This window comes from Bacillus sp. FSL K6-3154, from assembly GCF_040869395.1.
Taxonomy (GTDB): Bacteria; Bacillota; Bacilli; order Bacillales; family Bacillaceae; genus Bacillus; species Bacillus safensis.
This window is the reverse complement of sequence record NZ_CP152033.1, coordinates 1,040,896-1,064,334: the sequence shown is the minus strand read 5'-3', so window position 1 is coordinate 1,064,334 and position 23,439 is coordinate 1,040,896. Positions and strand designations below refer to the sequence as shown.

At 43.7% G+C, this 23,439-nt stretch carries 21 protein-coding genes; 19 read left to right on the top strand and 2 right to left on the bottom strand.

Going from position 1 to position 23,439, the window contains the following annotated elements; translation table 11 throughout:
- Nucleotides 1-323 precede the first annotated feature (323 nt).
- Entirely contained in the window at nucleotides 324-1,883 is a 1,560-nt protein-coding gene (gene abc-f / locus MHH61_RS05760) for a ribosomal protection-like ABC-F family protein (protein WP_206427961.1), read from the top strand.
- A 216-nt stretch (nucleotides 1,884-2,099) separates the two neighbouring features.
- On the opposite strand, the gene MHH61_RS05755 is transcribed toward abc-f, so the two are convergent.
- Nucleotides 2,100-3,509: a polysaccharide deacetylase family protein gene (locus MHH61_RS05755; protein ID WP_125586017.1), complete on the bottom strand. Its 1,410-nt coding sequence runs from the start codon at nucleotides 3,507-3,509 to the stop codon at nucleotides 2,100-2,102.
- A gap of 322 nt (nucleotides 3,510-3,831) precedes the next feature.
- Between MHH61_RS05755 and MHH61_RS05750 the strand changes: the two genes are divergently transcribed.
- From MHH61_RS05750 to MHH61_RS05735, 4 genes are all read left to right on the top strand, one after another.
- Nucleotides 3,832-4,860, top strand: coding sequence for an iron ABC transporter permease (locus tag MHH61_RS05750; protein ID WP_025094018.1), 1,029 nt, complete (start codon nucleotides 3,832-3,834; stop codon nucleotides 4,858-4,860).
- The gene (locus MHH61_RS05745; protein ID WP_024423532.1) at nucleotides 4,857-5,858 is read left to right on the top strand and encodes an iron ABC transporter permease; all 1,002 of its coding nucleotides are present in this window, start codon (nucleotides 4,857-4,859) and stop codon (nucleotides 5,856-5,858) included. Before MHH61_RS05750 ends, MHH61_RS05745 begins: the two co-directional genes overlap by 4 nt.
- 17 nt (nucleotides 5,859-5,875) lie before the next feature.
- Complete coding sequence (locus MHH61_RS05740; RefSeq protein ID WP_169510663.1) at nucleotides 5,876-6,775, top strand: iron-hydroxamate ABC transporter substrate-binding protein; 900 nt, start codon at nucleotides 5,876-5,878, stop codon at nucleotides 6,773-6,775.
- Between the two features lie 143 nt (nucleotides 6,776-6,918).
- A complete protein-coding gene (locus MHH61_RS05735) occupies nucleotides 6,919-7,143 on the top strand; it encodes a phage holin (RefSeq protein ID WP_024423530.1) in 225 nt (74 codons plus the stop codon).
- 86 nt (nucleotides 7,144-7,229) lie between these two features.
- Here MHH61_RS05735 and slrR read toward each other — a convergent pair whose 3' ends face one another.
- On the bottom strand, nucleotides 7,230-7,700 hold the full coding sequence (gene slrR / locus MHH61_RS05730; RefSeq protein WP_125586021.1) for an HTH-type transcriptional regulator SlrR: 471 nt from the start codon (nucleotides 7,698-7,700) through the stop codon (nucleotides 7,230-7,232).
- A 257-nt stretch (nucleotides 7,701-7,957) separates the two neighbouring features.
- Between slrR and MHH61_RS05725 the strand changes: the two genes are divergently transcribed.
- The 14 genes from MHH61_RS05725 to nikA all read left to right on the top strand — a co-directional run bounded on the left by MHH61_RS05725 (nucleotide 7,958) and on the right by nikA (nucleotide 23,428).
- Nucleotides 7,958-8,689 (top strand): YveK family protein, encoded by a 732-nt coding sequence (locus MHH61_RS05725; RefSeq protein ID WP_024423528.1) that lies wholly within the window; start codon nucleotides 7,958-7,960, stop codon nucleotides 8,687-8,689.
- Nucleotides 8,679-9,362 carry a CpsD/CapB family tyrosine-protein kinase gene (locus MHH61_RS05720; RefSeq protein ID WP_024423527.1) on the top strand — a complete coding sequence of 228 codons (684 nt, stop codon included), beginning with the start codon at nucleotides 8,679-8,681 and terminating at the stop codon, nucleotides 9,360-9,362. The genes MHH61_RS05725 and MHH61_RS05720 overlap by 11 nt, the downstream gene beginning before the upstream one ends.
- A 164-nt stretch (nucleotides 9,363-9,526) precedes the next feature.
- Entirely contained in the window at nucleotides 9,527-11,401 is a 1,875-nt protein-coding gene (locus MHH61_RS05715; RefSeq protein ID WP_125586023.1) for a nucleoside-diphosphate sugar epimerase/dehydratase, read from the top strand.
- Nucleotides 11,367-12,515, top strand: a complete 1,149-nt coding sequence (locus MHH61_RS05710) for a glycosyltransferase family 4 protein (RefSeq protein ID WP_125586025.1) — start codon at nucleotides 11,367-11,369, stop codon at nucleotides 12,513-12,515. Before MHH61_RS05715 ends, MHH61_RS05710 begins: the two co-directional genes overlap by 35 nt.
- On the top strand, nucleotides 12,508-13,347 hold the full coding sequence (locus MHH61_RS05705; protein WP_125586027.1) for a glycosyltransferase: 840 nt from the start codon (nucleotides 12,508-12,510) through the stop codon (nucleotides 13,345-13,347). Before MHH61_RS05710 ends, MHH61_RS05705 begins: the two co-directional genes overlap by 8 nt.
- Nucleotides 13,340-14,470 carry a glycosyltransferase family 1 protein gene (locus MHH61_RS05700; protein WP_125586029.1) on the top strand — a complete coding sequence of 377 codons (1,131 nt, stop codon included), beginning with the start codon at nucleotides 13,340-13,342 and terminating at the stop codon, nucleotides 14,468-14,470. Before MHH61_RS05705 ends, MHH61_RS05700 begins: the two co-directional genes overlap by 8 nt.
- Nucleotides 14,471-14,484: 14 nt before the next feature.
- Nucleotides 14,485-15,588 carry an EpsG family protein gene (locus MHH61_RS05695; protein WP_125586031.1) on the top strand — a complete coding sequence of 368 codons (1,104 nt, stop codon included), beginning with the start codon at nucleotides 14,485-14,487 and terminating at the stop codon, nucleotides 15,586-15,588.
- Nucleotides 15,589-15,615: 27 nt separating this feature from the next.
- The gene (locus MHH61_RS05690) at nucleotides 15,616-16,638 is read left to right on the top strand and encodes a glycosyltransferase (RefSeq protein ID WP_024426090.1); all 1,023 of its coding nucleotides are present in this window, start codon (nucleotides 15,616-15,618) and stop codon (nucleotides 16,636-16,638) included.
- 11 nt (nucleotides 16,639-16,649) lie between these two features.
- Complete coding sequence (locus tag MHH61_RS05685; RefSeq protein WP_241218541.1) at nucleotides 16,650-17,672, top strand: polysaccharide pyruvyl transferase family protein; 1,023 nt, start codon at nucleotides 16,650-16,652, stop codon at nucleotides 17,670-17,672.
- Between the two features lie 28 nt (nucleotides 17,673-17,700).
- Nucleotides 17,701-19,215 carry an MATE family efflux transporter gene (locus MHH61_RS05680; RefSeq protein WP_073207486.1) on the top strand — a complete coding sequence of 505 codons (1,515 nt, stop codon included), beginning with the start codon at nucleotides 17,701-17,703 and terminating at the stop codon, nucleotides 19,213-19,215.
- Nucleotides 19,216-19,235: 20 nt separating this feature from the next.
- A complete protein-coding gene (locus tag MHH61_RS05675) occupies nucleotides 19,236-19,829 on the top strand; it encodes a sugar transferase (RefSeq protein WP_029707401.1) in 594 nt (197 codons plus the stop codon).
- Nucleotides 19,792-20,478, top strand: a complete 687-nt coding sequence (locus MHH61_RS05670; protein ID WP_125586035.1) for an acetyltransferase — start codon at nucleotides 19,792-19,794, stop codon at nucleotides 20,476-20,478. The genes MHH61_RS05675 and MHH61_RS05670 overlap by 38 nt, the downstream gene beginning before the upstream one ends.
- Complete coding sequence (locus tag MHH61_RS05665; RefSeq protein WP_125586037.1) at nucleotides 20,478-21,656, top strand: DegT/DnrJ/EryC1/StrS aminotransferase family protein; 1,179 nt, start codon at nucleotides 20,478-20,480, stop codon at nucleotides 21,654-21,656. Before MHH61_RS05670 ends, MHH61_RS05665 begins: the two co-directional genes overlap by 1 nt.
- 149 nt (nucleotides 21,657-21,805) lie before the next feature.
- Complete coding sequence (gene nikA / locus MHH61_RS05660; RefSeq protein WP_098677541.1) at nucleotides 21,806-23,428, top strand: nickel ABC transporter substrate-binding protein; 1,623 nt, start codon at nucleotides 21,806-21,808, stop codon at nucleotides 23,426-23,428.
- The last annotated feature ends 11 nt before the right edge of the window (nucleotides 23,429-23,439 follow it).

Sequence of the window (23,439 nt, the reverse complement as noted above, 5' to 3'; positions counted from 1 at the left end):
TATCGTATACGTAACAAACAACGGAAGGGTGACCCAATGCAATGAAGTACTAATCCTATGACCTGTAAGCAAAATGAACGAACGAAGGCAGTGAGCAAACGATCAGTTTGCCATGTTTGTTGCGTTTTCATTTTTTAGCTTCGGAATAGGATGGTACAGCTTGGGAATCAAAAAATGAAGTGATTGATACGTGGGATGTGTGTGTTCAAATATGAACGGCACACCATACTGGATCAATCCGCTTATTTTTGTACACCATTTTGCCTCCTATTCTGAGAATGGGAGGCTTTTTCATGTCTCCTGATATGAAAGGAGAGGATTGGATGTTATTAAAAGCCAATCAGTTAAAGGTATTTCGAAAAGATCGCTTGTTATTTGATATTGAGGAACTCGCCATCCATCAAGGTGATCGCATTGGTCTTGTAGGGACAAATGGCAGCGGAAAAACGACTTTATTGCATGTGCTGGCAGGACAGGAAACACCAGACAGCGGCACGGTTGCCGCCACAGCGGTCTGTACGCTGCTTCCTCAATTGAAACAAGGAGACGGCAGACAGAGTGGCGGTGAAATGACCCAGACTTATATTGAAAGAGCATTAAGCCGGCCGTCTGCCCTTTTATTAGCAGATGAACCGACCACTCATTTGGATACGGAGCATATTGAGTGGCTGGAAGATAAGCTGCGTCATTATCAAGGAGCTCTCATTGTTGTTTCACATGATCGTGCTTTTTTAGATGCAATATGTACGGAGATTTGGGAGCTGGATCATGGGAAGCTTCATCATTACAAAGGCAATTACACACATTTTGCACAGCAAAAAGAGCTGGCACATCGTCAGCAGGTGGAAGCGTATGAAGCGTATACACAAAAGAAAAAACAGTTAGAGCATGCACTTGAAAAGAAAAAGAAAAAGGCGGACAAAGCGACAAAGCCCTCCCAAAAGGTGAAATCCTCAGGACCTAAAATTGCAAAGCCCTACTATGCAAATAAGCAAAAAAAACTGCAAAAAACAGCCAAATCCATTGAAACAAGGATGGAGAAATTAGAAAAGGTGGAGAAGGTAAAGGACATTCAGCCCATTCAAATGACTCAGCATACGATGAAGGAAACAGCAAGCCGTACCATTTTGAGAGTAGAAAATGTAGATGGCAAGGCGGGAGATAAAGTGCTTTGGAGGCAGGCGAATGTGGAAGTGAGGGGCGGAGACAAGGTTGCCATTATCGGAAAGAACGGGTGCGGCAAAACGACATTTCTCCGTATGTTAGTGAATGGACATCCCGGAGTTACTCGTTCAGAGGCTGTCAAGCTAGCCTATTTTCGTCAGGATCTGTCAGGATTGAAGGTAGATGAATCGATTTTACAAAATGCGCTGAAAGAGGCAGTTCAAGATGAGACAGTGGTTCGAACGGTTTTGGCGAGACTAGGATTTAGAGGGGATGATGTGCACAAGCCTGTTGAGGTATTAAGCGGGGGAGAACGGGTGAAGACGATGCTTGCGTCCTTACTCGTCAGTGATGCCAATGTTCTCATGCTGGATGAACCGACGAACTTTTTAGATCTGGCGGCAGTTGAAGCACTTGAAGGTCTATTGAAGGATTACCCAGGTACCGTTGTGTTTGTTTCCCACGATCGCAGGCTGATTGAAGAGGTTGCCACTCGTATTTTCCATATTCATGAGGAACGTATTGAAGGATTTGACGGCACATATGAAGCCTATAAACAAAAGGAAGAAAAACCAGCTGTGACAAATAGAGAAGAGGAGCTTCTGTTAATTGATATGCAGCTGTCTGAAGTGCTCAGCCGTTTAAGTATTGAGCCGTCGCAAGAGCTTGAAGAGACATTTCAAGTATTATTGAAACAAAAAAAGTCTTTGGAGTCGTAAAAGAAAACCCCTGTTTACTCTACAGGGGTTTCAGCGTGTAGACAAACCCTCGCATTCTTTGTCAGTCCTGCGTGCCGGTGCTCACAAATGTACAATTCGCTCCGCTCCGGTACTCGTCCTTCCTAGACTTCAAAGGTTTTCTATCACGCTGAAAAGAAGACAAAGAGCTAAAATAAAGATCATTTTACCCCTTTGTCAACAATCTAAAACCCCTGTTTACTCTACAGGGGTTTGTTCATGTCGTTCTTTTTTTAATTGTTCAAGTTCACTCACTGTGACGAGCTGGTAGCCTTGTTTGGTGAGTTCATGAATGATCTTTACGGCAGCTTGGGCTGAGCTTTCATAAATATCGTGCATTAACACTGTTCTGCCATCGGCTGCATGTGAGAGAACGCGGTTTGTGATTTGCTGGCTGTTGCGGATTTTCCAATCCTCTGGATCAACATCCCACAAAGTGACCTTCATCCCAATTGCATGATTGATATCTTGATTTGTACCGCCATATGGCGGTCTAAAGTGCGTAGGTGTATATCCGCTCGCTTTCTCAATCAGCTGCTGGGTGTCCTTCACTTGTTTGACCGCTTCATCTAAAGGCAGTCTTGTTAATAAAGGGTGATTGTAGGAATGGTTTCCGATCTCATTCCCGCTTTTTAAAATATCGGCAAGCATTCCAGGGTAATATTGCACCCTGCTGCCTAATACGAAAAAGGTAGCATGTCCTTTATTTGCCTTCAGCGCATCTAAAATTTTTGAGGTTGTCGCTGGATTCGGTCCATCATCAAATGTGAGTGCGATGGCTTTTTTATTCGGGTCAAGCTTTGATTTTTGCGGCAGCTTGACGGCTTTTCTTTTTGGATTCGGTTCTTTCATTTCATTTTTATTTTTCAGTTTATCCATATATTCTGGCTTTAATATGTCCTTCAGCAATGTCTTTTTGATCGCGAGTGTTTGCGGACCAAGATCCTCTGCGGCTACTTGAGATGCAGGGAAATAAAATTCTACATATTTGTCTTTCAAGGCAAATTGACTGAAGTTTTGAGCATCAGGGGCTGTTCCTTTCTGAAGGAGAGGCTGATCCTTAGATAAGGTTTTGTCCTTCCGAAGCTCTGTATATGTAATATAGGATAATTTCTTTAAATAATGGGTTTTAGGCAGAAATAAATCTTTTGTGTCAAGAAAGGTTTTTTTCTGAAAATCAAAGTTAATCGTGAGATGATTGGTGGTTCCATTTTGCTGGCCAGTATACGTATAGGTCGTAAAACGAATGGCAGCAGACTGCTTTGCATAATGCACCATTTCATAATCAATATTCAGTTCATAGCGTTTATGTTCATCGATATCCTTTGCTTCACTGAATGTTTTTTTGAAATGCTCTAATGCCGAATTGGCATAGCTTTGAATCTTATCATCTAGCTCTTTTTGATGAAAAAGAGGATAGTTGACTGCATATCTCATAAATTTCCCGTCATTTACGAGAGTGACAATTTCTACGTTTTTATAGTTCGTATCCTGCTTTACATTTTTCTTCTCTGTACCGCTTGCTTGTTGATTTTGAAAGAAAGCAACTGCTCCAATGACGACTGCAAGCGCAAATAGGACGATACTCCATTTTCCCTTTACTGACACAACTTTCAAATCTCCTCTCATGACGGGTCATTCTTTATTAGTTTGACATCTGTTTGTAATATTTTCATAACATTTGACTTACTTTTGTAATTTTAGGGGATATTCATGCGAAATGTCAACTATTTTCCTATTAAACTATGAGAAAAAATGATAGGCCGTTCTAAGCGTCAAAAAGAAATCTCCTTTCTCTGCTCCGCACATACCTTCATTAATTAAAAAATAGGGTGTACATTGATTTTTTAGAGACTGGCGGCTATAATTTTGTTGATTATGATTCTCATTTTCAAACTGACTTTTAATGAAGAAAAGGATGACACCGATTTTGCAGGATAAGCGAACACCTCAACAAAAACGATCATCACATATTCTGTTCTTTTTGATATTTTTTCTCGCCGTTATTGGTTTAGCGGCTGCCATGTTTTTTGCTGTGTCATACGGTGCAAAAACATTGTCTCTGCAAACGGTTTGGACAGCTGTATTTGACTACCAGTCAAATGTGACAGAGCAGCAGATCATCCATGAATTAAGACTCCCTCGTGTTTTAGGGGCAGCTCTAGTGGGAGCGGCGTTTGCCGTAGCGGGTGCTCTTATGCAGGGCATCACAAGAAATCCACTGGCAGATGCGGGGATTTTGGGCATTAATGGAGGTGCGATGTTTGTGGTCGCTCTCTGTTTTGCTTTTTTTCCAGGAATACCTTATTCGGCACTGATGTTTTTTTCCTTTATTGGTGCTGTGCTCAGTACGCTGCTGATCTTTGCGATTGGTGCGGCTGGCGGCGTATTGACACCGCTGCGCCTCACTGTGGCAGGGGCGGTTGTAGCGGCATTGCTTCATGCGCTCAGCTCTGGGATCGCGATTTATTTTGACCTGAGTCAGGATCTGGCTTTTTGGTATGCAGGCGGGGTAGCTGGTGTGAAATGGCCGCAGCTGACGATTCTCGCCCCGGTTATTCTGATTGTGATCGTATGGGCAATGCTATTAGGCCGGTCACTTTCCTTACTATCGCTCGGTGAAGATACAGCGGCAAATTTAGGGGTGAAAACACGGCAAGTGCGAATACTAGGAATGACTGCTGCTGTGTTATTAGCAGGGGTTTCTGTTTCAGCAGTCGGATCGATTGGGTTTGTCGGTCTTGTCATCCCCCATATTGCACGAAAGCTTGTTGGTGTAGACTATCGTTTCGTCATTCCGATGTCAGCGATACTAGGCGCAATGCTGCTTGTCTTTGCAGACCTTGCCAGCCGTACAGTCAATCCACCAAGAGAACTTGCCATTGGCGTGATGGTGGCACTTGTTGGTGTTCCTTTCTTCTTATACATTGCCAGAAAAGAAGGGAGGAACCTGTCATGAGAGAGAAACAGCGTGCTCTTGTCGTGACACTCGTTTTGCTTTGCCTGAGTGCGGCTGTTGTGCTGTATAGTTTAAATACCGGTACGCTGAAACTAAGCCCTGTCATGGTCGTCAAGACGTTATTTGGCTTTGGAGATTTTCAAAGTGAAACGGTGCTGTTTGACTATCGTCTGCCTCGAATTGTGGTGACGATGTTAGCTGGTATTGGTCTTGGCATTGCTGGCGGCATTTTGCAGAGCTTATCCCGTAACCCGCTGGCCGATCCTGGGATTATTGGATTGAATGCAGGGGCAGCCTTTGGCTTAATTGTGTTTGTGACATATTTTCACGCACTTGAAGGCAATCCGTCTCTTCTTATTCCGCTCTTTACGTTTGGCGGCGGACTGCTTGCGGCAGCTGTCATCGTGCTTCTTGCATATGACCGGCATGAAGGGCTTGTTCCTATCCGGCTGATCTTAGTTGGCATTGCGGTTGCTGCGGGATTTAGTGCACTCACCTTATATTTGTCATTGAAGCTGGATGAAGATACATACACGTTTGCTTCAAGGTGGCTTGTGGGCAATGTATGGGGGAGAGACTGGATTCATGTGCTGGCGCTTCTGCCTTGGATTGTATGCCTTGTGCCGCTTACGCTGATGCAGACGAACACGCTCAATGCATTGACATTAGGAGATGCTGTCGCCTCAAGTGTAGGTGTACGTGTCCAGCGTAAACGTCTTCTCCTCTTGACTTTAGCGGTAGGCCTCGCGAGTGCAAGTGTTTCAATGACAGGTGGTATTGGCTTTATTGGCCTCGTCGCCCCGCATTTGGCTAGGAGGCTTGTCGGTTCACTGCATCAGTATTTTTTACCAGTTAGTGCGCTGCTTGGCTTGTTGATTTTGGTCAGTGCCGATACAATCGGACGTTCCATCTTTGCTCCAAATGCCATACCGGCGGGTGTGGTCGTGGCCTTTATCGGTGCCCCGTATTTTCTCTATTTATTAACTAAAACGAAATAAATATGAAAGAGGAACTCATCATGAAAAAACTACTAGTAATTGGATTAACGCTCTGTTTCTTGCTGCTTGCCGCTTGCGGACAACAGGAAACAAAAAATACAACAAATGAAAAGACCAATGGCACACCAAAGATTGCTTCCTTGTCTATTCATTTAACAAATGACTTGTTAGCACTCGGTATCAAACCGGCGGGCTCTGTTGTAGGAGGAGACTTAAAAGATTTCCTTCCACATGCGAAAAAGCAGCTGAGTCAGACGAAAAAGCTCGGCATTGCATCTGATCCAGATATGGAATCACTGCTTGCGTTACAACCAGATGTCATTTATGTTGATGAAGAATTAGCCGGACAAGACTTATCGAAATATAAGAAGATCGCCAAAACAGAAGTGTTTAATTTAAATGATGGCACATGGCGGGATCATTTGAAAAAAATCGCCAAACACGTCAATAAAGAAAAAGAAGCGGATCAATATATTAAGAATTACAATCAAGAAGCAAAAGAGGTCAAATCGCTCATCAAGAAAAAGATTGGAAACGGAAAAGTCATGGCGATCCGTGTGACAGCAAAGGAGCTTCGCGTATTTAGCATGAAGCGCCCAATGGGTCCTATTTTATACGAGGATTTAGGCCTGACACCTGTCGATGGTGTGAAAAAGCTGGACAGCAAGCGCCCATTTGAAGTGATTTCTCAAGAGGTTCTTCCTGATTATGATGCTGATGCGATCTTTGTCGTTGTCAACCGTGATGATAAAGCGCAGCAGGCATTCAAGCAATTAGAAAAGACTCCGATTTGGAAGGGTCTAAAAGCAGTGAAGAAAAACCAAGTCTATCCGATTGCCGATCAGCCTTGGCTCGATTACTCAGCTCTAGGCAATAAAATGGCATTGGATGAAGCAAAAGAGATGTTTTCTAAATAAATAGCAAATGAAATCAGGCATCATTCCGCATATAGGAATGATGTCTCCTTTTTTGATTCGTTCTTCTATTCATTCGGCTGATGCATACATATGAGAGAGAACGAGCAATACCGCCCGTGAGAAGAGGAAAGGGAGGGTTACAGTTGGAGGTTCAAAAAATTAGTGCAGGTACAATTGCAAGGCTTGTACTGCTTTTACTGGCGCTTGTTAACAGTGCGCTAACTGCTGCGGGAAAAAGCCCAATTCCTATTGATGAAGAAGGCGTTCAGCAATTCATCACACTGGCCTTTCTGGGAATTACATCACTATGGGCCTATTGGAAAAACAATGATATAACGAAAAAAGCACGAACAAAAAAAGAAGAATAACAGAAGAAAGAGCCTTTCATGAATCAAAGGCTCTTTTTCATCGAAGCGTCAAACGCCTCTCCCCGCAATCATTCTTCCTGAAAGGCTTACGCCCGGCGTTCTCCCATGTTGTTGAGGAAAGCTTTTACTTCCTCAATGCTTAAACCAATTGCCTTCGCTTCACTCATTAGACGCTTCCACTCTGCGATATTTGAATCGGTCAGCTTTCTATGGGTGACATGTAACGACTTTTCTTCCTGCTCCTTTCGGTACGTTTGGAGCAGCTGATAGAGCTCTTCTTTAGGCATGCCTGATTGGAAGGCACTCACAATATGCTCCCGCCATTCGTGTTCACTACCCTCAGCGTAATGAAACATCATCGTCTCTGCATCAAACAGCTCTTGTAAATCGATCTCTAATGAAGAGGATACCTTTTTTAAGAACTGGACAGATGGATTTCTGTGGACACCACGCTCAATTTTGCTCAAATATGACTTAGAGACATGAGCATCCTCAGCCAGCTGCTGAATCGAGTATCCTTTTCTCTTTCGGTAAATGCGTATCACCTTGCCTATCATTCGATCAATGATCTCCCTTCTCCCCGGCGAATAGTTCTGCGACCTTTTCGTTCATTATAAGAAATAAATTGTTCTTTATAAAATTCAAAAACGTAAGAATCAGGAAGTAAACAAAAGAAAACGAACGATTTCGTTCTTTAAAAAGAACTATAAGACCTATTATGACATTTTTCTTTGCGGGTATTATCTTTTATAATCCAATCATTAACAAAAAGAAACCATATATAACCTTTTTATGATGAAATCGGGAGGTATCTATGAATGAGAATATAGGTTTTAAGCAGCTGTTTTCTGTCATTAAAGAGAAAATGGCCCTTCTGATCCTGATTGTCCTGATCGTAACGGGCATTTCAGCCTATTATCAGTTCTATGTCTCGACTCCTGTATATCAGGCAACCACTCAAATTCTTGTTCATAAACGCAGCAATGACGCACAAGCAGATTTAAACGATATTCAGATGAACCTTCAATATACACGTACCTTTCAAGTTTTATTAAAAAGCCCAATCGTCATTGAAAAAGTAAAAGAAACACTCCATCTCACAGAATCAGCAGAAGGACTAAAACACAAAATTGCCACAAGTACAGAAAATGAGTCAGAGGTCATCAATATTTCTGTACAAGATGAGGATCGCGCGAAGGCAGTCGCCATTGCGAATACCGCAACAGAGGTGCTGCAAGAAGAAATCAAAAAAACAATGAATATGGATCGCATTAATGTTTTGTCTGAAGCCAAGCTGTCCAACACGATTCTGATGAATTCAAGGAAGTTCGTTCATATCGTTCTGGCACTAGGCGCCTCTTTATTAGGGGGCATGACACTCATTTTCTTAATGAATTTACTCGATGATACTGTAAAACGAACACATCAAATAAGAGAAGAGATCGGATTGCCGTCGCTTGGCAGTGTCTATCAGATGCAGGCAGACAGGAGGGCCAAAAAAGACAAGCAGTCCGTCATAACGGGAGGACAGAACATTGATCTTTAAGAGGAAGAAAAGAGAAAAGAGAGATTTATCCTGTATTTCTGTATTAAATCCTCACTCTGTCATTGCGGAACAATTCCGTACGATCCGAACAAACATCGAATTCACATCGATCCAAACAAGGCTGAAATCGATATTAGTGACCTCCTCCTTACCGAAGGAAGGGAAATCATTTACGGCTGCAAACTTAGCAGCTGTTTTTGCACAGCAGAACAAGCGGGTGCTGCTCATGGATGCTGATTTGCGAAAGCCGGCCGTCCATGAATATTTTGACTTGAGTCATCATACCGGTTTGACGAATGTGCTATTAAATAATTGCAGCTTGGAAGAAGCCATTTTACCGACACCGATTGAGCATTTAGAGCTGCTTCCGAGCGGAACCATTCCGCCGAATCCAGCTGAGCTGCTCTCCTCTTCTGTAATGAAGCAGTTATTTTATGAGATTGAACAGCAATATGACATGGTGATTGTTGATTCCACGCCGCTTCTGCCAGTTGCAGATGCAAAGATCTTGGCGAACCGGACGGATGGGAGCATTCTCGTTGTCTTAAGCGGCAAAACAAAGATTGCTGCTGTGAAGAAATCAAAAGAAGTATTAGAAGGAACAACAAGTAAACTGCTCGGAGCTATGCTAAATGGCAAGAAAGAGAAAAAGGGCAGGCTGTATATGTATTAAAAAGATTGATAGGTGATGTCTCCTAATCTTTAACAATGGAGGCACTCGATCCTGCTGTGGGCATAAACGTGCCTTAGATGCTCGTCATCAGTAGTGGGATGTGAGGACGGGTTTGATGCCCATGTTACGTAAGAATAGTGATGCTATAAAAAGGGGGAGGAGCGTTGACTTACGCCCAAAGATTATCAATCATCGTAGCACTAGATTCATATCTCATCTTAGTTGCCGTCTTTTTTGGTTTTCAATTTGTCCAAGAGGCGGCTTTAACCGTTTATACATTTGAAATGCTCGCCATTTCTTCACTCAGTCTGCTCATTGGGCACCATTTATTTGCCTGCATATTTCATGTGTACAAGCAAGTATGGGCTTATACAGGAGTAAGAGAGCTATTTTCTTTAATGAAGACATTTGTGTGTTCTTTTTTATTTTCGATGACGATGCTGTACCTTTTCGTGCAGACATGGCCATTTCGGTTTTTATTCATCGTGTGGCTTTTTCATATCTTATTCATCGGTGCATCTCGTATGGCTTCTAGGCTATTTCATGACGGGGCAAAACGGCTTCAGGCAGAAAAGGAGCGGGCCTTAATTATTGGCGCCGGATCAGCGGGGACCATGCTCGTTCGTCAGCTTCAGCAATCGAGTGATGTACATATTGAGCCAGTCGCCTTCATCGATGATGACAAGACGAAGCATAGGCTTGAAATTATGGGTCTGCCTGTCATAGGAGGAAAAGAACAAATTCAAACAGCTGTCGTCATGATGGATATTCAGAAGATTATCATCGCCATTCCGTCCAAAAGCAGCCACACCTTAAAAGGGCTGTATAAGGAATGTGTCGCGACCGGAGTCAAAACACAGATCATGCCGGAAATGGAGCAGATTTTAAAAGGAACCCATGCGCTGAATCAATTACGGGATGTACAGCCAGAGGATTTACTAGGGAGAGAACCGATTCAATTAGATACGAGCCGTCTATCTGCTCATTTAAAGGGAAAAACAATCATGGTCACAGGGGCAGGCGGATCAATTGGATCAGAAATCTGCCGTCAAATTTGTGTGTTTGCTCCTCAAGCGATTGTACTTGTGGGACATGGAGAATTTAGCATTCATTCTATTTTACTAGAGCTGAAAGAATTATATGGAGGCAGCATCAGACTCTATCCACAAATTGCGGATATTCAAGATAAACAGAAAATGAGTGAAATCGTTGGTCAATTTCAGCCGGATATGATTTATCATGCTGCGGCACATAAGCATGTTCCGCTCATGGAGATTAGTCCGAAAGAAGCTGTGAAAAACAATATTATCGGGACAAAAAATGTCGCAGAAGCCGCACACGAGCACGGCATTGAAACATTCGTCCTCATCTCATCTGACAAAGCGGTCAACCCTGCCAATGTGATGGGAGCCACAAAGCGGTTTGCTGAAATGCTGATCATGCAAATGGGGGCAAGCAGCGAAACAAAATTTGTTGCCGTTCGATTTGGAAATGTACTCGGAAGCAGAGGGAGCGTCATCCCTATTTTTAAGAAACAAATCGAGCAAGGCGGGCCGGTGACGGTCACGCACCCAGCCATGACAAGATATTTTATGACCATCCCAGAAGCATCAAGGCTTGTGATTCAGGCAGGTGCACTGGCAGAAGGAAGACAGATTTTTGTTTTAGATATGGGGGAGCCAGTGAAAATCGTGGACCTCGCAGAAAACCTCATTCACCTCTCAGGCTACACCACAGACCAGATTCCAATCACTTTCACAGGCATTCGTCCTGGAGAGAAAATGTACGAGGAATTACTCAACCAGCATGAAAAAGCACAGGAGCAAATCTTCCCGAAAATTCACATCGGCCATTCGCTGGATGGTGACCCATATGTGCTGAACCGTTTTATCCATGAATTTGACATGATGAGTGAAGAGCAGATGAGACAAGCATTATTTGCTGCCATTGAGTCGCATGATATGTTGTCCGATCAGATGACACGAGAGGAGGAAGCGCTTGCCAATGAAGAAAAAAGTCTTGTTTTGCGCAACGGTTGATTATCACTTTAAGGCCTTTCATCTTCCGTATTTCCGGTGGTTTCAGGAACAAGGATGGGAAGTGCATACAGCGGCAAACGGCCAGCTGAAGCTGCCCTATGTGAATCAAGCTCACTTGATTCCGATTCAGCGTTCTCCTTTTCATGTACGCAACCGGCTTGCGTATGTAGAACTGAAGAAGCTGTTAGCGAAAGAGCACTATGATTTCATCCATTGCCACACACCAATGGGAAGTGTCATTGGCAGGCTCGCAGCCAAAGGTACGCGCAAAAAAGGAACGAAGGTTCTTTACACGGCACATGGCTTTCACTTTTGGCAGGGGGCGCCGCTTCAAAACTGGCTGCTCTATTATCCAATAGAGAGATTTCTCGCCCGCTATACAGACGCTCTGATCACCATTAATGGAGAAGATTTTAAAAGAGCCGACCGTCTATCAAAAGAGCGGACATCTGTTTATTATGTGCCCGGTATGGGTGTGGATATGAAGCGGTTCGCACCTGTCGATGAAAAAGAGAAGCAGAGCCTTCGCGCAGCCTATGGCTTTTCCTCGGAAGATTTTATCGTGCTGTGTGCTGGTGAATTAAATACGAATAAAAATCAAGGGATGCTCATCAAAGCATGTGCACAGCTGTCTAGGAAAATACCAAATATAAAGATCGTATTTGCCGGGGAAGGGACAATGAGGCCGAACTATGAAAAGCTTACCCGCCAGCTCCATCTTGAAAATCATGTCCACTTTGCTGGGTTTTGCAAACAAATGGAGGAATGGATGCATATGAGCGATGTATGTGTTTCCGTCAGCTTGAGAGAAGGGCTCGGCATGAACCTGCTTGAAGCGATGTCGGCAGAAAAACCTGTGGTTGCAACGGAGAATAGAGGACATTGTGAGCTTGTCAAACATGGCGTCAATGGTTTTTTAGTTAAACCGCAAGATGTGAATAGTTTAGCTGATTACTTGCAGCAGCTCTACGACAAAAAAGATCAGCTGCCCCTCATGGGAAAAGCGGGACGTTCTATGGCTCATGCATTTGCACAGGAGCAGACGGTCAGTGCAATGGAAGAAATTTATACAATCTATATGGATCAAGCAGAGAAGGTGATACAGCATGCATAAACCAAAGGTGTCTATGATCATGGGCGTCTACAATTGCCAAGAGACAGTAGAAGAAAGCATTGAATCTATTCTTCATCAAACATATGAAAACTGGGAGCTCATCATATGTGATGACGCATCAACAGATGGCACTTATGAGAAAGTGCTGTCTTATACAAAACGACATCCTGAAAAAATTCGCCTGATCCGTAATCAACAAAATCAAAGACTCGCTGCCAGTCTCAATCGCTGCCTGGCTGAAGCGAGGGGAGAGTTGATTGCAAGGCAGGATGGCGACGATCTATCAGTGCCTGTTCGTTTAGAAAAACAGGTTCATTTCCTCGATACATATCCTGAATATGATGTGGTCGGTACGGCGATGACGGTTTTTGATGAAACGGGAAAAAAGGGTGTGCGGGCACTTGTTTCAGAGCCTGATCGGAAGGTGTTGGCAAGAGGTACTCCTTTTTGTCATGGGACCATTATGATGAGGGCTTCTGCTTACAAGGCTTTACAAGGCTATCGTTCTGTAAAAACAACAAGGCGGATGGAAGATATCGATCTTTGGATCCGCTTTTTTGCTGCTGGGAGGAAAGGCTTTAATTTACAAGAGCCGTTATATCTGGTGAGAGAGGATGAAGCGGCCTTTCAGCGGCGAAAGTTTCGATATTCGATGGATAATGCCTGGCTCGTTTTGAAAGCATGCTGGCTATTAAAGCTGTCGCCGCTTGACTATTTATTTGCTTTAAAGCCGGTAGTCCGTGCCTGCTTGTCACCGAAGATCATGAAGCTTTATCATCGCCGGAAGCTGGCGGCGTCTATGCTGAAGAGGAGGGCGGTTCAAGATGAGTGAGCCAAAGCGCGTGCTTCATATTGTGGGCGGAATGAACCGCGGCGGAGCTGAAACGATGATTATGAACATCTATCGTGCACTCGACAGGAATGTCCTTCAATTTGATTTCATTACTCACCGGCAGGACGTCTGTGATTATGATGAGGAAATTCGCCGGCTTGGGGGGCGCATCTTTTACGTCCCAAGTATTGGGGCGTCCTCTCCGGTTGCTTTTGTGAAAACATTGACCAAGACAATTAGGCAAACAGGGCCCTATCAGGCAGTGCATGCACATACGGATTTTCAGACGGGTTTTTCCGCACTTGCTGCAAAACTAGCGGGTGTAAAGGTGCGCATTTGCCATTCACATAATACAGCGTGGAAGCAGTCGCCAAACTGGCTGGATCATATGATGCTCAAAGGATTTCGCCAGCTGATTTTTGCATTCTCTACACAGCTTGTTGCATGCGGCGAGGATGCCGGTGTCTTTTTATTTGGACAGAAAAAAATGCAGAACGGGCAAGTTGAGGTGCTTCCAAATGGGATAGATTTATCCCTTTTTTTTCAGCCTGATCCAGACGAAAAGGCAGAGATGAAAAAGCAGCTCCATCTTCGCGAAAAAAACATGGTCATCGGTCATATTGGGCGGTTCCATGAGCAAAAAAATCATGTTTTTTTTATGGAGCTGGCACAGACCTTAAAGAAGCAAGGGGTTTCATTTCAGCTTGTTCTCGTAGGAGATGGACCGCTGAAGCAAGTAGTCGAATCGTATGCAGAGAAGGCAGGCTTGATGGAGGACATTGTCTTTACAGGCGTCGTATCAGACGTTCCACAATATATGAAAGCATTTGATGTATTTGTGATGCCTTCCTTGTTTGAAGGTCTTCCGCTTGTATTAGTGGAAGCACAGGCGTCTGGTCTGCCTTGTGTGATTTCAGATCATATTACAGAGGAAGTAGATTTAGGCTGCGGGCTTGTGAAAAGGATGTCCCTGCGAGATTCCGCGCATGAATGGATGCAGGCGGTGCTTGAAGCATATCATGCAGAACCTCCTCTTCAAGAGATGATTACCTCTCAGCTTGAACAAAGAGGATTTGATGTGAAACAGAATATTACACGTGTGATGAATCTATATGGACTGTAAGGAAGGAAGGGCAGATGGCGGTTTATTTGGTGAACATGATCATGGTCTATTTATGGTCGAGCTTTGCCGCATTTTACGGCAGGCGTGATGATACCATTCAAAGCGGATGGCGGCCTAATCAGCTTCTGGTGTTTTTTCCGTTTCTGTTTCTTTGTATCGTAGCTGGTATTCGGTATAAAGTAGGAACCGATTTTGTCACATATGGCCAGATGTATGAGTTCTCCATCAACTACGAAAAGCCTTGGCATATATTCGGCTTCGGTGTGGATAAGGCCGCAACGGATCCGGGGTTTACGTTTATTTTATGGATGCTTAATCAACTGTCTCATGATCCGCAAATCATGTATATCTCAGTCGGAGCCATTACTTATTTTTTTATCATCAAGACGCTTATTCAATATGGCCGTCCATTTGAGCTGAGTATGCTGCTTTTTCTTGGGACCTTTCATTATTATGCGTCATTTAATGGGATGCGCCAGTATATGGTGGCAGCGATTCTTTTTTATGCCATTCGGTTGGTGATCAATGGTCAGTGGAAATTGTATTTTCCGCTCGTCCTTGTATGTTCATTGTTTCATTCATCCGCTCTCATCATGATTCCTGTGTATTTTATTGTGAGAACAAAGGCTTGGTCTTGGATGATGCTGGTCTTATGCCTGGTGTTCTTAGGCTTAACCGCGCTTTATGACCGTTTTGTCTCAGTGTTTGTCGTGATGCTGCAAGGCAGTTCATATGGTCATTACGAGGAATGGCTCACAACGAATACGAATGGAATGAATGTGACAAAAATCGGTGTCTTGATTTTGCCGCTTCTGCTTGCTTTCTTTTATCGAAAACGACTTCGTGAGCTGACGCCTGAGAGTGATTACATTGTGAATTTTTGTTTGCTTGGTTTCTTGTTTGGCATCCTTGCAACGAAGGATGTCATTTATGCAAGATTTCATATTTATTTTGGCTTGTATCAGCTCATTTTACTGCCATATTTCACACGCATTTTTGATCAGCGGTCTAATGTGTTTATGTATGTAGGGATTGCTGTTTGCTATATTCTGTACAGCATCATGCTGATGCCGTTCGATTCCTCGGTTTTGCCGTATAGAACGATATTTAATAAGTAGATTTGAAGAAAGGTGGGGCATGCTGTAATGCCAGCTATCAGTCTATTGGTCGCAGTTTACAATACGAGTCAATATGTGGAGCAATGTCTTCAATCAATTGCAGATCAAAGTTTTTCCGATATAGAAGTCATTCTTATCAATGATGGATCGACCGACCGCAGCGGTGAATGGCTTGAAGCATTTGCTGAGCGTGATGAGCGTTTCCGGGTAATCCATCAATCCAATCAAGGGTTAGGCGCTGTGAGAAACCGGGGCATCGAGGAAGCGAAAGGGACGTATCTCGCCTTTGTGGATTCAGATGATATTCTCGTTCCTCATTACTGTGAAGCTATGTATGAAAAAGCCGAAATGACCGGGGCAGATCTTGTTGTGAGCGAGTATTGGATTCAATTTGAACAGTCAAAGCGAACGATAGCAACGACGCTGTTAGACAAGCGCTCAGCCGAAAAAACGGATGTAATCAAAGCGTTATTACACGGAGACTTGACTGGATTCTCATGGAATAAGCTGTATCGGCGTGCCTTTATGGAAAATCACCACATTCGATTTCCGCTGCGGGGTGAGCTAGAGAACATTGAAGATCAATATGTGACGCTGCGCTGTTTTTCTTTAGCACGCAGTATCGCTTTTGTTCATGAGCCTCTTTATTATTACAGGGTTCATCTGTCATCTATTGTACAGCGATATCAGAAGCAGTATTTTCATCATGGACTGACCTTTTATCATGCACAGCGCTCTTTTTTAAAAGAGCATGATGACATCTCTCTGTATGAGAAGGCATTAGACTTTTTTATCGTCAATCATACGCTTCATTGTATGCTCAACGAATGGAAGAGCCAAAATGATCTCTCTATTAAGGAAAAGCTTGATCACATGCGTGAAATGGTCACACATGATGCTTTTCAGCATGCCGTCAAACAAGTGGAACCATCGAAGCTCACAGTACGAAAGCGAATGATTTTATTTCTTGCTAAGTGCCGATTGGTTTATCCGCTTTCTGCCGCGGCTTCTAGCTATCAAAAATGGATCGAATATCAGACAAGGAAATAGGGGTGATGGGATTGACAGTGCAGCAATTGAAGGCAAAAACCGCAGAGTGGCTGCTCTTAAAGGTCAAATATCCGCTTGAGTATAAACTGAGCCGCCAAAGGCTGCCAGAGCTGAGTCATCAGAAGAAAATCATTCTCACGCTGCTGCCGGGCCATGATAATTTAGGGGATCATGCGATTGCCTATGCGAGTTATTGTTTTTTAAAGAAACACTTTCCAGCCTATGACATCATAGAAGTGGACATGAAAGAGATCTATCGCCTTGCCCGTCCGCTAAAGCGCAGCCGGCATCCAGAAGACATCGTCTGTATGATCGGTGGGGGCAATATGGGGGATTTATACCGGTACGAAGAATGGACGAGACAATTTATCATCAAGACCTTCAAGTCCTATCCCATGATCCAGCTGCCTGCTACTGTACATTTTACAGAAACAAAGAGAGGGAAACGAGAGGAACGCCGTGCCATTCACACGTATAGTCAGCATCCAAGACTGCTCCTCATGGCAAGAGATCAAACAACCTATGAATGGATGAAGCAGCATTTTCCTGATCAAAATGTGTGGAAACAGCCTGATATGGTGCTGTCATTAGATGAATCATCAAAGGATGAAACACGTGAAGGGGTTCTGCTTTGTCTGCGTGAGGATCAAGAAGCATATCTCACAAAGGAGGAGCGCCAGCAGCTGCAGCAGCATATCCAAGAGACATATGATCAAGTCGGTTTGATCACAACGACAATTGGCAGACGAGTCGATCGAACAACTCGCTTAGAGGAGTTAACGTCTTTGTGGACGGAGTTAAAACAAGCGCAGGTCGTCGTGACAGATCGTCTGCATGGCATGATCTTTTGTGCGATCACTCATACACCGTGTGTTGTCCTTAGATCGTTTGATCATAAGGTGATGGAGGGATTTGAGTGGGCGGCTCACCTTCCGTTTATGACCCTTTTAAAAGAACCAAATGAGGCCGCTGTGAAAGAGGCTATTCATCAGCTGATGAAAACAAGCGGTCAAAAGGGAGAGGAAGCTGGATGAGGGCTCTTAAACGCTGCGTGAAAGCACAATGAATCGAGCGTTTCTTTATAATGCCAGTGCGAACTTAATCACGTTTGTCCTGATGATGCTTATGTCTGTTTGTTTAACACCTTATATTGTTCATACACTTGGAGTGGAAGCATTCGGCTTAATCCATCTGACGCAAAATATGATCAACTATTTATCGGTCATTACGGCTTCGTTAAGTGCGGTTGTTGTGCGATTTTTTTCTGTGGCGGCTCATAAAGGAGAGATGGAGAAGGCGCAGCGCTATCTCGCTTCCTATTTCGTCAGTTCGTTTTTACTATCTATTAGTCTCTTTTTGCTTTGTCTTTTCGTGTCTCATCAGCTGGTTGAATGGCTTCATGTACCTGTTCATCTCGCAAAAGACACACAGACCGCCTTTATTTTAGGGGGTCTTTTATTTATGCTCAATTTCGTCATGTCTGGCATTGGGGCTGCTCCGTTTTATGCGAATAAGCTCTATGTATCAAGTATTGGACAGGCGATTCAAATGTTTTTGAGGGCGCTGATGATTGTCATCCTGTTTACATGGACGACACCAGCCATTTGGCATATCCCGCTTGCGGCCGTCATAGGAAGCTTAGCGGCTATGGGAATCGGTATCTATTATTTTAAGAAACTCATCCCTTGGTTTTCGTTTAAGTGGCGGCACGTCTCATTATCGTCTAGTCTCACTCTTGTTCGATCAGGGGTCTGGCATTCATTTGAGCAAATGGGGATATTGCTGTTTTTACAAATTGATTTATTGATGACCAACTTGCTCATTGGAGCGGAAGCGACGGGCCAATATGCGGCAATTTTACAGTTTCCATTATTATTACGCACACTGGCAGGGACATTGGCCGTTGTGTTTGCACCAACGATCACGAAATTTTATTCGAATCAGGACAAAGAGGGACTCATTCAATATGCTGCAAACGCCATTAAGTGGAGCGGCTTATTTGTTGCGTTCCCAGCCGCACTTCTAGGAGGTCTCGCTGGTCCGCTCATGCTTTTATGGCTTGGGCCTGCTTTTGAGGAGCTGAAATGGCTTCTCATGATTCATGCGGCTTATTTATGTTTGACCTTGATGTTTTTGCCGCTCACATATGTGCCGACCGTGTTTAATCGATTGAAAGTTCCTGCAGTTGTCACCCTTATATTAGGTGTGTCTAATGTGCTTTTTGCCTATGGATTGACTCATATGCTACAGCTTGGTTTATATGGCATTGCATCAGCGGGGGCAATGGTTTTATTGATTAAAAATATTGTGTTTCTGCCATTTTATACGGCCAGGATCACGAATCAGAAACGCACTATCTTTTACAAGCATACACTGGTTCCACTTGCTGGAGGGCTATTTATTTGGGGCATCTGTGCGGGGATTCAGGCGGTATATAACGTGACTTCATGGTGGGAGCTGTTTTGTATTGGAGGGCTTTGTTTCATTCTCTATATGGGCTACTTGTATCTGTTTGCAGGAACGAAACGAGAGCGGATGCAGCTGATGCGTAAGGTAAAACATGCGGTCTCCCGCTAATATGAAAAGGAGATGCAATGATGAAAAGAATGATAGATGTGATGGTGGCATTGACGCTGCTCATCGCAGGCAGTCTTCTTTTTCTTCTCATCTATGGACTGATTAGATGGAAAATTGGAACGCCTGTGGTGTTTCGGCAGAAGCGGCCTGGTTTGTATGGCCGGCCTTTTATGCTATATAAATTTCGGACGATGACCGATGAACGCGATGAACATGGGGTGCTGCTGCCAGATCATCTGCGATTAACAAAAACCGGTGCCTTGATTCGAAAGCTTAGTCTTGATGAATTGCCGCAGCTTGTCAATGTACTCAAAGGAGAGCTTAGTCTTGTCGGGCCAAGACCGCTTTTAATGGAGTATTTGCCTATGTATACAGAAGAACAAGCAAGGCGTCATCTTGTGAAGCCCGGCATAACAGGATGGGCACAGGTGAACGGCCGGAACACGCTTTCCTGGGAGGAGAAATTCACCTATGACCTTTGGTATGTCGAGCATCAATCGTTTTGGCTCGATATGAAAATTTTATGGATGACCTTGCTGAAAGTCATGAAAACAGAGGGGGTGCAGCAGCCGGATCATGCCACAGCTGAAAAATTTAAAGGAACCGATATGTAAGAAGCAAACCATTGGTTTAATTGGGGCCGGAGGACATAGCAAAGTCATTCAAGATCTCATTTTTGCACATGCCGATTACTCATTATATGCGGTATTAGATGATCATTTTGAAGAGGCGATCACTCAAAGCGGGATTTTGTATGGACCGATCTCCATGAGTGAGCAGCTGAGAGAGACAATGCCTCATATGAAATGGCTGATTGCGATCGGACAAAATGAGATCAGACAGCTCATGAAGGAACGCCTCTCATTTGAAGACACAGCATATGCCACACTCATTCACCCAGAGGCGGTCATGAGTCCGTCATCTGTCATTGGAAGGGGGACTGTTGTGATGGCAAGGGCAGTGGTTCAAGCAGATGCAGCCATCGGTGAGCATACGATTATCAATACAGGGTCTATCGTAGAACATGACTGCATACTCGAATCGTTTGTGCACCTGTCACCAGGCGCGGTGCTGACTGGCGGTGTATCCGTGCGGGAAGGTGCCCATATTGGGGCTGGTGCCGTGGTGACACCGGGTATAACGATCGGAAGCTGGACGGTCATTGGCGCTGGAGCGGCAGTGACAAGAGATATACATGATCAGAAGGTCGCTGTAGGAATTCCTGCAATAGAAATCAAAGATCGGAGAGAAGGTGGGAAGTGATGAAAGAAAGGAAGCGAATTTACTTATCCCCTCCGCATATGAGCGGAAAAGAGACTTTCAAAATAGAGGAAGCTTTCAAGAGCAACTGGATTGCGCCGCTTGGACCGCTTGTGAATGAATTTGAACAGGCAGTGGCGGACTATGCAGGAGTGAAGACAGGAGCGGCTTTATCCTCAGGAACAGCAGCGATTCACCTTGCTTTAAAGCTGATAGGTGTGCAAAAAGGAGACATTGTCTTTTGTTCCACCCTCACGTTTGTTGCAACGGCAAATCCGATTTTATATGAACAAGCAGAGCCCGTTTTTATTGATTCTGAAAGGGAGACATGGAATATGTGCCCGCTTGCTTTAGAGAAAGCCTTAGTTGAATCAAAACGTCTTGGGAAAAAACCTCGTGCGGTCATCGTTGTCCATTTATATGGGCAAAGTGCAAAAATGGACGAGATCATGGCTCTGTGTGAAGCATATAATGTACCAGTCATTGAGGATGCCGCTGAATCGTTAGGTGCGCTTTATAAAGGAAGAAAAAGCGGCTCAATGGGCAGGTTCGGTATCTATTCTTTTAATGGAAATAAAATCATTACAACATCAGGGGGCGGAATGCTTGTGAGTGATGATGAAGCTGCGATTGAACGATGCCGCTTTCTTGCTTCACAGGCTAGAGAACAAGCGGTGCACTATGAGCATCAAGAGATGGGATACAACTATCGCATGAGCAACCTCTTAGCAGGGGTCGGGATTGCTCAAATGGAAGTGCTGGACGAGCGTGTTGAACAAAAGCGCCGCATTTTCCAGCGTTATCAGGACGCTTTATCAGAAGTAGAGGGTGTTCATTTGATGCCAGAATATCAAGAAACGAAATCCAACCGCTGGCTGACGGCATTGACCATTGATCGTGACACACAATTGTCTCCAGCAGATATCATTGGTGCTTTAGAAAAAGAACAAATCGAAGCAAGGCATGTATGGAAGCCGCTGCACCAGCAGCCGCTCTTTCGCCATTGCCCTTTTTATACTGCGGAAAAAGGCACTCCTGTATCTGAGCTGTTATTTGAGCGGGGGCTTTGTCTTCCGTCTGGAACGAGCATGACAGATGCAGATCAGGAACGTATCATCCATATACTCCATGACATGCTGCGAGAAAAAACATTTACCTCTTCACAGGCTGCTCATTCGTAAGCAGCCTGCCTCTCTTTCTATCAAATTCCTCAATTTATGGAATAAATCGGAATAAGTATTGTCATTTCGTTTCAAATATGATATTGACAACGGCTTCCTTCCTCCTTAAAATGAAAATGATTATCAGCATCAATTAGGAGGAGCAACTTATGTCTATTTGGAGAAATTTTCCGAAAATTAAAATAAATTCAGTATTACCATTCCTGCTTATTTTCTTTTTACTAGTAGGATGCTCTCAAACAAACAATGGAGCAGAAGGCAATAAGGATCATCCTGATATGATCACAATGGCGTGGCCAAGAGATATTGGTGAAATGAATCCACACGTATACAACCCATCACAATTATTTGCGCAATCAATGATTTATGAGCCATTGGTCAGCTATCAAAAGAATGGTAAGCTGAAACCTGAATTAGCGAAATCATGGGATGTTTCAAAGGATGGCAAGGTGTATACGTTCCATTTAAGAGACGGAGTGACTTTCTCAGACGGCTCTGAATTTAATGCGGACATTGTCAAAAAGAACTTCGATACAATTTTAAAAAATAAAGATTTACATAGCTGGTTAGGTGTCATTAAGAAAATCAAAAAGACAGAAGCCGTTGATAAAAAGACATTTAAACTCACATTAACAGCACCATATTATCCAACTGTGCAAGAATTAGCCGTTGTCCGTCCAGTTCGTTTCTTAGGTGAAGCAGGCTTCCCTAAAAACGGAGATACGTCAAAAGGAATTAAAAAACCAGTGGGGACAGGCCCTTGGGTTTTAAAAACATATAAGAAAGATGATTATGCCATTTTCGAACGAAACGATCATTATTGGGGAGAAAAACCAAAAGTAAAAGAAATCAAGGTAAAGGTCATCCCAGATGCGGAAACGAGAGTTATGGCTTTTGAAAAAGGTGATGTGGATTTACTTTACGGAGAAGGAACCATTAGCCTTGATTCTTACAAACAGCTGGAAGCAAGCGGCAAGTATGAAACGAAAATGTCAGAGCCTGTTGCAACGAGACAGCTTGTTATGAACACAAAAGTGGATCAGCTGTCAGATGAGAAAGTGCGTCATGCCCTTCAATATGCCTTCAATAAAAAATCAATGGTAGAAGGGGTCACCTCAGGTTTAGAGGATGAAGCAGATCACATCCTGCCGACTAACATGCCGTATACGTCACACATTCAAGTGAAGTCTTTCAAATATGATGTGGACAAAGCCAAAGCATTGCTGGATGAAGCGGGCTGGACACTTCCAAAAGGAAAATCCGTTCGTGAAAAAGATGGGAAAAAGCTTGAGTTTAGTATGATGTATGACTCAGCGGAATCGATTCAAAAAGCGATGGCGGAAACGCTGCAAGCAGAATGGGCAGCCGTTGGTGTCGGCGTCAAGCTTGAGGGTGTGGATTTGGCCACACAGGTTCAACGCTTTAAAGCCAATAAGTTTGATATGAACTTCTTTAGCAACTACGGAGCGCCGTATGATCCGCATACATTTATGAACGTTCTTTCATCAGATGGTTTTGGATTCAAAGAAGCCATTTCAGCCTATCCAAATAAGGAAAAGCTGATCAAAGAAATGACGGAAATTCCATCCACAACAAATGAAAAGAAACGCAAAGCACTGTATTCGTCTGTCTTATCCTCTTTACAGGATCAAGGGGCAATTGTGCCAATCTCTTATTTTAAAAAGACAGCCGTTTATCAAAAAGCTGTGAAGGACTTTGAATTCCCAGCAAATCGTGATGAACATCCTTTCACAGGCATTAAGCTGAAGTAACAGAAGGAAGG